The sequence below is a fragment of the Delftia sp. ZNC0008 genome (assembly GCF_000799035.1).
Classification (GTDB): Bacteria; Pseudomonadota; Gammaproteobacteria; order Burkholderiales; family Burkholderiaceae_C; genus Comamonas; species Comamonas tsuruhatensis.
In genome coordinates this window covers 1-5,369 of record NZ_JTKZ01000425.1, presented here as the reverse complement: position 1 = coordinate 5,369, position 5,369 = coordinate 1, and the positions used below count along the sequence as shown (strand labels likewise).

The window sequence follows — 5,369 nt, the reverse complement described above, 5'->3', positions numbered from 1 at the left end:
GCCTGGGCGAAGTCGGCGCCGGGCAATGCCTGCATGGCGCGCTCCAGCAGGCTGGCGTCGATGGGCGCCGCGCCATAGAGCATGAGGCGCAGGCTGGACAGGTCGAATTCGGCCATGCGCGGATGCTCGATCAGCCGGCGGATCATGGTGGGCACCAGGAACAGCTCGTTCACGCCGTGCTGCTGGATGCCGGCGAGGATGGCCAGCTCGTCGAAGGCCGGCACGATGACCTGGGGCACCAGGCGCTGGGCCATGAGCAGGGCCAGGCCGCAGCCGGCCACATGGAACATGGGCGTGACCACCATGCCCACCTTCACATGCTGGCGCGGCACGTTGCTGGCATTGGACAGGGCGTTGATGAACAGGTTGTCGTGGCTGAGCATCACCCCCTTGGGCCGGCCCGTGGTGCCGCCTGTGTACATGACGGCGGCCAGGTCGGTGCCGCTGCGCAGCGCGTCGGCGCAGGGCGTGGCGGCGGCCAGCAATTGTTCGTAGTGCAGCGCGCCTTCGGGCGCGGCGCCCGTGCCGCAGAACACCACGGTGCACAGGCTGGAGGACAGCTCGCGCAGCCGGGGCACCAGGGGCGCGAAGGCATCGTCCACGAAGAGCACGCGCGTGTCGCAATCGTCCAGCGAGTAGGCCACCTCGTGCGCGCTCCAGCGGATGTTGACGGGGTTGACCGCGGCGCCTGCCCACCAGCAGCCATAGAAGTATTCAAGGTAGCGGATGGAGTTCAGGCCCATCATGCCGACGCGGTCGCCGGGCGCCACGTCCAGCGCCCGCAGCAGGCCGGCACAGCGCTCGATGCGCTGCGCAAGCTGCAACCAGCTGGCCTGCTCTGCGCCGCAGATGGCTGCCGTGGCGCCGGCCCTTTCGCGGCGGCCCTTGTGGATGGCCTGGGTGAGATACATGGGCATGGGGTTTCCTCAGGAGCGGGCATTCCAGGCGGCCAGCGTGTCTTGCAGGCTGGCGGCGCGCGGGGGGCGGGGCTGCTCGGGCACGCTGCGCGAAAAGCGCGGCGCCGGCGCGGGCTGGAGCACGCCACCGGCCTCGGTGAACGTGGCGCGCGCGCGGTTGTGGGCGTGCTGGGGCGCCTCGTCCCAGTCGAGCACGGGCGCGAAGCAGGCATCGCTGCCTTCCAGCAGCTCGCACCACTGCTGGCGCGTGCGCGTGCGGAACACGTCGGCCAGGCGCAGCTTGAGCAGGGGCCAGCGCGCGGCGTCCAGCTGCGCGTCGAACAGCGGGTCCTGTATGCCGCAGCGCTGGCGCAGCTCGGCGTAGAACTGCGGCTCTATCGCGCCTATGGCGATGTATTTGCCGTCGGCGCAGGCATAGGTGTCATAGAAGTGCGCGCCGCCGTCCAGCAGGTTCTCTCCGCGCTGGTTGCTCCACTGGCCCTTGGCCTTGAAGCCGTACATGAAGGCCGACAGCAGGGCCGTGCCATCGGTCATGGCCGCATCGATGACCTGGCCCCGGCCGCTGCGCCCGGCCTCGTGCAGGGCGGCCAGCAGGCCCACGGCCAGCAGCATGCCGCCGCCGCCGAAGTCGCCCACGTAGTTGAGCGGCGGCACGGGCGCCTCGCCCGCGCGGCCGATGGCGTGCAGGGCGCCGGAGATGGCGATGTAGTTGATGTCATGCCCCGCCGCATGCGCCAGCGGCCCGTGCTGGCCCCAGCCCGTCATGCGGCCGTAGACCAGGCGCGGGTTGCGCGCCAGGCAGGGCTCGGGCCCCAGGCCCAGGCGCTCCATCACGCCGGGCCGAAAGCCCTCGAGCAGCAGGTCGGCGCGTGCGATCAGCGCCAGGGCCGAGGCCTGGCCTTCCTCGCCGCGCAGGTCGATCTCGACCTGGCTGCGGCTGCGCGTGGTGATGTCCTGCGCATCGACCGGCGTGCCGGGCCGCGCGATGCGCAGCACCTCGGCACCCATGTCGGCCAGCAGCATGGCGCAGAACGGCCCCGGGCCCAGGCCCGCGAACTCGACCACGCGCACGCCTTCAAGCGGTCCTGGCATGGAGGTCTCCTTTGTTCTCTTTTCTTCAATGAACCATAGAGCAGAGCGCTATGGAACTGGCGTTGTCCAAGCGAGAGACACCGAGGAAGGGCCGCCCCGCACCGAAGGTGTCGTCCCCCATTGGGGGAAGCCGCTCAGCGGCTCAGGGGGTAATTCCTGTACTCCTCGCGCAGCTTGGTCTTTAGCAGTTTTCCCGTGGCCGTGTGCGGCAGCTCGGCCACCTGCAGCACATCGTCGGGCAGCCACCATTTGGCGATGCGCGTGGACAGGAAGTCGAGCATGGACTCGCGGCTGACGCTGTGGCCTGCGCGCGGCACCACCAGCAGCAGCGGCCGCTCCTGCCACTTGGGATGGGCCACGCCGATGATGGCGGCCTCGGCCACGCCGGGATGGCCCATGGCGGCGTTCTCCACGTCGATGGAGGAAATCCACTCGCCGCCCGACTTGATCACGTCCTTGGCGCGGTCCACCAACTGCAGGAAGCCGTCGGCATCGATGGTGGCCACGTCGCCCGTGGTGAAGAAGCCTTCCTCATCGACGGGCGAGCCGCCTTCGCCCTTGAAGTAGCCGCTGGCGATCCAGGGGCCGCGCACGCGCAGGTGTCCCCGGGCCTGGCCGTCCCAGGGCTGGGGCCGGCCGTCGTCGTCCACGATCTTGAGGTCCACGCCCCAGACGCCGCGCCCCTGCTTGAGCTTGACCTTGACCAGTTCCTCGCCCGACAGCGCGTCGTGCCGGGGCAGCAGCTTGCTGACCACGCCGATGGGGCTGGTCTCGGTCATGCCCCAGCCCTGCACGACCTGGGCGCCGAACTGGTTCTCGAAGCGCTCCAGCATGGCGCGCGGCACGGCCGCGCCGCCGATGCCTATGCTCTTGACGCCCAGCGCGCGCGGGTCGATGTCAGGATGCGCATCCAGGTACTGGAACAGCATCAGCCACACGGTGGGCACGCCCTGGGAGAAGGTGACCTTCTCGTCGCGCATGAGCTCGTAGACGCTCTGGCCGTCCAGGTGGGGGCCGGGCAGCACCAGCCGTGCGCCGGCCATGGCCGCCGCATAGGGCGTGCCCCAGGCGTTGGCATGGAACATGGGCACGATGAGCATCACGGTCTCGCGCGCGTTCAGGCCGAAGGTGTCGGGCGCCAGCTCCATCAGCGTGTGCAGCACGGTGGAGCGGTGCGAGTACAGCACGCCCTTGGGGTGGCCCGTGGTGCCCGAGGTGTAGCACAGCGACGAGGCCGTGCGCTCGTCGAACTCGGGCCACTCGAAGTCCTCGCTCTGGTTGCCCACCAGCTCGTCCCAGCAGTGCAGGCCGGGAAGGTCCAGCGCGGGCATGTGCTCGCGCGAACTCATGCAGACATACGTGGTGACGGTCTTCAGATGCGGTGCGAGCTTTTCCACCAGCGGCGCGAAGGTCACGTCGAAGAACAGCACCCGGTCCTCGGCATGGTTGGCGATGTATTCGATCTGCTCGGGAAACAGGCGCGGGTTGATGGTGTGCAGCACCGCGCCGCTGCCCGAGACGCCGAAGTACAGCGCCAGGTGGCGCCAGCTGTTCCAGGCCAGCGTGCCCACGCGTTCGCCAGGCTGCACGCCCAGCGACTGCAGGGCGTTGGCCACCTGGCAGGAGGCGCGGCGCATGCCGGCCCAGTCGGTGCGGTGCAGGCCACCGTCCCGGGTTTCCGGCAGGCGCGAGACGATCTCGGTGTGCGGGTGAAAGCGCGCCGCATGCTCGATCAGCGACGAGATCATGAGCGGGCGGTCCTGCATCAGTCCTTGCAAGGCGGGCATGGGGTGTCTCCTGTCGTTGTCCTGAAGGCCGGGGTCATTGCACGGGCGCGTAGCGGCTGCCGTCGAAGCGCACGAGCTGCATCTTCTTGATGGGGAAGAAATCGTCCGCACCGGTCTGCAGGCTGATGCCCGGGTAGAGCATGGGCAGGTCCATCTTCAGGCTGGCGGCCTGCTTCATGATGTTGGCGCGCGTGAGCTCGTCGCCGGCCTGCCTGAGCACCTGCACCAGGGTCTGGGCCTGGGAGTAGCCGATGACGTTGAGCGAATCGTTGGGGTCGCCGGCCGGGTAGAACTGCTTCATGAAGGCCAGGTAGCCCGCCAGCTCGGGCGTGCCCTGGTTGCTGGGGTCCGAGGGCTCGCGCAGGTAGCTGGCCGTCATCACGCCGCGCGCGTTGTCCAGGCCCGCGGGCTTGAGCACCGAGCTGATGGACAGCGAGACGCTGACCAGGTAGTGCGCAGGCTTCCAGCCGATGTCGGCGGCCTTGCGTATGGACTGGGCCGCGAACTTGGGCGTGCTGATGTTGATGAAGGTGTCCGCCCCCGAGCCCTTGAGCGCCACCATCTGGCTGTCCACCGTGGGGTCGCCGACCTCGTAGGTCTGCTGCACGACGATGCGCTGCTTGGCCTGCTCGCCGAAGCCGTCGAGCACGCCCTTGAGGTAGTCCTTGCCGAAGTCGTCGTTCTGCATCAGGACGGCCACCTTGGCCTGGGGCCGCGTGGCCAGGATGTGCTGGGCGAAGGTGCGGCCTTCGAGCTGGTAGGTGGGCTGCCAGCCCATGGTCCAGGGGAAGTTCTTCGGATCGCCCCAGCGCGTGGCGCCCGTGGAGACGAACAGCTGGGGCACCTTGCGCTGGTTCATGTAGCGATGCACGGCCTGGTTGTGCGAGGTGCCCAGCGCGCCGAACATCAGCAGCACGCCGTCGCGCTCGACCAGCTTGCGCGTCTGCTCCACGCTCTGGGCGGGGTTGTAGGCGTCGTCGGCCGAGAGGTAGGTGATCTTGCGGCCGTTGATGCCGCCCTCGGCGTTGATCTTGGCGAAGTAGGCCGCATGGGCCTTGCCGATGGTTCCGTAGGCCGACACCGGGCCCGAGTAGGGCACGAAGTTGCCGATGCGGATCTCGGTGTCGCTGGCGCCGGTGTCGTACTTCTTCTGGGTCTGGGCCTGGGCTGGCACCGGGGTGACGGCCGGCAGGACCAGCGCCAGGCAGGCGATCATGGCCCGGGGGCCGCGGGCGAAGGGGTTGCGCATGGTGGTCTCCTGGCTTGCGGGCGCCGTGCCCGCTTTTCTTGTGGTGGCCGGTCCATGGTAGGAACCGGCCCGGCGCGCGCCCATCGTCGATTCCGACGAATGCATGTGCGGGCGCAGCAAGGTGCGTCGGGAAGGTGTGGCGCTCAGCCCGGCTGGCGGGGCGCGAACACGGGCTCGCGCTTTTGCATGAAGGCCTGCACGCCTTCCATGAAGGCCGGCGCGCCCACCAGCTCGCGCTGGCGTTCAGCCTCGTAGTGAAGCTGCTGCTCCAGCGTGGAAGCGGCTGCGTGGTCCAGCGCGCGGCGGGCTTCCAGCACGACGCGG

Annotated in this window: 4 protein-coding genes and 1 pseudogene; all 5 read right to left on the bottom strand. The window is 69.2% G+C overall.

Translation table 11 applies throughout. The annotated features are described in order from the left end of the window. On the bottom strand, positions 1-917 hold a 917-nt coding region (locus L995_RS14005), incomplete at its 3' end, for an AMP-binding protein (RefSeq protein ID WP_047472341.1). Positions 918-926: 9 nt separating this feature from the next. Then, positions 927-2,009 carry a CaiB/BaiF CoA transferase family protein gene (locus L995_RS14000; RefSeq protein ID WP_047472339.1) on the bottom strand — a complete coding sequence of 361 codons (1,083 nt, stop codon included), beginning with the start codon at positions 2,007-2,009 and terminating at the stop codon, positions 927-929. Positions 2,010-2,143: 134 nt separating this feature from the next. Then, complete coding sequence (locus tag L995_RS13995; protein ID WP_047472337.1) at positions 2,144-3,796, bottom strand: long-chain-fatty-acid--CoA ligase; 1,653 nt, start codon at positions 3,794-3,796, stop codon at positions 2,144-2,146. Positions 3,797-3,830: 34 nt separating this feature from the next. Next, the gene (locus L995_RS13990; protein WP_047472343.1) at positions 3,831-5,045 is read right to left on the bottom strand and encodes an ABC transporter substrate-binding protein; all 1,215 of its coding nucleotides are present in this window, start codon (positions 5,043-5,045) and stop codon (positions 3,831-3,833) included. A 143-nt stretch (positions 5,046-5,188) separates the two neighbouring features. Then, positions 5,189-5,369, bottom strand: a pseudogene (locus tag L995_RS13985) (enoyl-CoA hydratase-related protein); the annotation flags it as partial.